Origin of the sequence: Mesorhizobium sp. M7A.F.Ca.ET.027.03.2.1, assembly GCF_003999175.1 — a bacterium.
Classification (GTDB): Bacteria; Pseudomonadota; Alphaproteobacteria; order Rhizobiales; family Rhizobiaceae; genus Mesorhizobium.
Map to the genome: position 1 here is coordinate 1 of NZ_RZOM01000736.1, position 3182 is coordinate 3182.

Genomic DNA, 3182 nt, shown 5'->3' on the forward strand with positions numbered 1-3182 from the left:
CGCCGGCTCTGGCAGATCGGGCACCGACTTTGCCGCGCCTGACATGGCAGCGACGATCAGGCTTGCTGTGCGCGCCAGCATATCCTGGAAGGACGCCAGCGCGATGCCGCCATATTCTGTGCCCAGACGCCCGGCCGCGATCGCAACGCCGTTCTCCTCGATGCGGGCAAGTGGCGTGCGGCCGGCGAGGATCGAGGCCAGCAAGGCCGCTTCGCCGCTGGCGCCGTCATAGGTGACGTGCCAGACGCGTGTGCTTTCCAGCCTGACATCGCCGCAGAGGTCGATGACCAGGTCGGGCGAAGCGGGGGACTGCCGATAGGGCGCGAGCGCCGAAAGCGGCACACGCTTGGCCAGTCCATCATGGGCCAGTCCATCATGGGGCAGTCCGTGGATCGCCGTTTCGAGTTGAAACAGGGCTGCGGCGCTGCGCGGAATGCCGCTGCCCGCCGGCCTGACATCGACGGACAGTTCGTCGCCGAGCGCGGCAAGGCGCTCCAGCAGCGTGAGATGAAAGGCGCGGACACAGTCTCCGTCCAGGCGTAGACTTATCTGCATGGTGGAGGCCCGAAAACGCGGTGCCCGGCCTTGCCGGCCAGGCCGGTCCGGTCAAATTGTAACCCCATCTGCATCCGTCTCCGCTCGCCGCGTAACCAACACCTCGATATGTATATTTTTAAGCAAACCGCGTGCCAAAATTCACGTCACCTCTCAACATAATTAACAATGTTTTAACAGTTGGAGGAATAGCTAGGTTAGCGCCGCAACTGACCTTGCCGGCATATGGAGTATTGTCGGAGGCAGCCATGCAATCATCCCTGCCCATGGTTCCTCAGCAACACTCTCCGGATGCGGCACGCGCGGGATCATACGCAGCTTCGACTGTCGAACTGGGCGACCTGAAGCGCATCCTGGTGCGCCGCCGGTTCTGGATCTTCGGCACTGTCGCACTGCTGACGCTGGTCGCCCTTCTCTACGGTCTTTTCACGCCCGCGCTCTACAGCTCGGCGGCGGAAATCCTCATCGATCCGCAGGACCTGCAGGTGGTCACCAACGACGTCAATCCCAGCCGTATCTCACCCGATGGCGGCATCACGCAGGTCGAGAGCCAGGTCAGCGTGGTCCAGTCGACAGGCGTGCTGATGCGGGCGATCGCGGCGACAAACCTGACGCAGGATCCGGAATTCAACGGGCAGGGCTTGCTGTCGCGCCTGCTCGGTTCGGCATCGGCCGAAGGCGACAGGTCGGTGCAGACACTCGACGCGCTGCGCCGGCGCCTGGCGGTCAAGCGGGCCGACAAGGTCCTGGTCCTCGACGTCATCGTCACCGCCAAGAGCGCCGACAAGGCCGCCCTCCTGGCCAACGCCATCGCGCAGGCCTACCTGGTCGATCAGGCGAGCGCGCGCGCGAAAATGGCCAGGGACGCCTCCGAGTCGATCACCGCCCGGCTGGACGAGCAGCGCAAACGCGTCCAGCAGGCCGAGAATGCCGTCGAGGCCTATAAGTCCGCCAACAACATGGTGATGGCGGCAGGGAACCTGGTCAGCGACCAGGAACTGACCGAGATCAACACGCAGCTTGCGGCGGCGCAGAGCCGCACCGCGGCGCTGAAGGCGCAGGTCGACCAGATGCGCCGGCAGAGCGGCACGGCGGACGCAACCTCGGAAGCGATGCGCTCGGCGGTGATCTCGAGCCTGCGGGCACAGGAGGCGACGCTGGTCGACCAGGTCTCGCAGCTCGGCACGGAGCTGGGGCCGCGTCATCCTTCGCTGATCGCAGCCCAGCAGCAGCTGCGCGACACGCGCCAGCTGATCGCGCGCGAGCTCGGCCGCATCGCCACCGCCACCGAGACGGACTACGAGCGGGCGCTGGCCAACCAGCAGGCGCTGGAAGCCAAGGTCGCCGGCATGAAGAGCAAGTCGCTCGACACCGACCAGGCCTCGGTGCGGTTGCGCGAATTGCAGCGCGATCTCGAGGCGCTACGCTCCGTGTACTCGAACTATCTCCAGCGCGCCCAGGAGACGCGCGAGCAGATCAATGTCGACAGCACCAATGCGCGCATCATCTCCAATGCCATGCCCGCGTTGAAGAAAAGCTGGCCGCCTTTGCCGCTGCTGTTGCTGGGCGCGATATTCGGCGGCCTCGGGCTCGGCACCGGTCTGGCGCTGATCGCCGAATATTCCTCGCCGACGGTGCTTTCCAGCGCGCAGATGCAGTCGGCCATCGACGCGCCGGTGCTGGGCGTGGTGCCGGCAAATTCAGGCACTGGGTGGCGCTGGTGGCCTTTCGGCGCAAGTTCGGCCGCCGCCTCCAGCCAGAAGACCGACGCCGTTGTCGGCCTTGCGCTGAGGCGCATGTTCAGTTCGGGCCAGCGTCCGGCGGACTGGCCGCTGGTGCCTTCCATCCTGGTGACATCGTCGCCGGGCGAGGGCGCGCAGCGCAGCCGGGTGGCGCGGCTGCTGGCCAATGCCGCGGCGTCCAGGGGCAGCCGGGTGCTGTTCATCGATGCCAATGCCGGCGGCGGCGACCAGAAGGATCCGCAGCCGGGGATCCTCGATGTGCTGCGCGGCGAGTACGCCTTTGAGGCCGTCAGCCATTACGCCGCCGGCAGCAACGTTGCCGTGCTGGGCAGGGGCCGCTCAAAGGCGGTTTTCCAGGAAGCGCATGGCATCTATTTTGCGCAGCAGATGCTGGCCCGGGCCAGCCGGAGCTTCGAACTCGTCGTCATCGACGGCGGCGCGCTGGCCGACAATCTCAATGCCTCGCCGCTGGTTGCCATGGCCGACGAGATCGTACTCGTCGCCACGCTGAACGCCACCCCGATGCGCGACGTCACGACGACCGCGCAGGCGGTTTCCGTCATGGGGCGGTTGCCGACGGCGGCCTTGCTGGTCGACGAGGCCGCCTGATATGGCTGCCGGTTGGAGCGCAAGCGCTTCGAACCATGGTGCTGCCGCACCCCGCGCCGGCACGTCGCTCGATGCGCTGACGCGCTTCGGACTGATCGCGGCGGTAGCGGTGCTGTTCGGCATCTCGGGCGGCATGCTGTGGCTGGTCGGCTACAATTATGATGGCCTGTTCGGCAACCCGGCGACCAAGATCCACCCGTCCACCTATCTCATCGTCCTCTTGTTTGCCTGGCGCTCCTGTGCGTCAGGCAATCCGGTCGGCTATATCGTCCATCT

At 66.0% G+C, this 3182-nt stretch carries 1 protein-coding gene and 2 pseudogenes; 2 read left to right on the top strand and 1 reads right to left on the bottom strand.

What is annotated here, in order from left to right; translation table 11 throughout:
- Positions 1 to 555 (bottom strand): annotated as a pseudogene (locus EN750_RS25890) (formyl transferase); the annotation flags it as partial.
- A 248-nt stretch (positions 556 to 803) separates the two neighbouring features.
- Here EN750_RS25890 and EN750_RS25895 point away from each other — a divergent pair.
- The gene (locus EN750_RS25895; RefSeq protein ID WP_127272564.1) at positions 804 to 2906 is read left to right on the top strand and encodes an exopolysaccharide transport family protein; all 2103 of its coding nucleotides are present in this window, start codon (positions 804 to 806) and stop codon (positions 2904 to 2906) included.
- 1 nt (position 2907) lies between these two features.
- A pseudogene (locus EN750_RS25900) lies at positions 2908 to 3182 on the top strand (hypothetical protein); the annotation flags it as partial.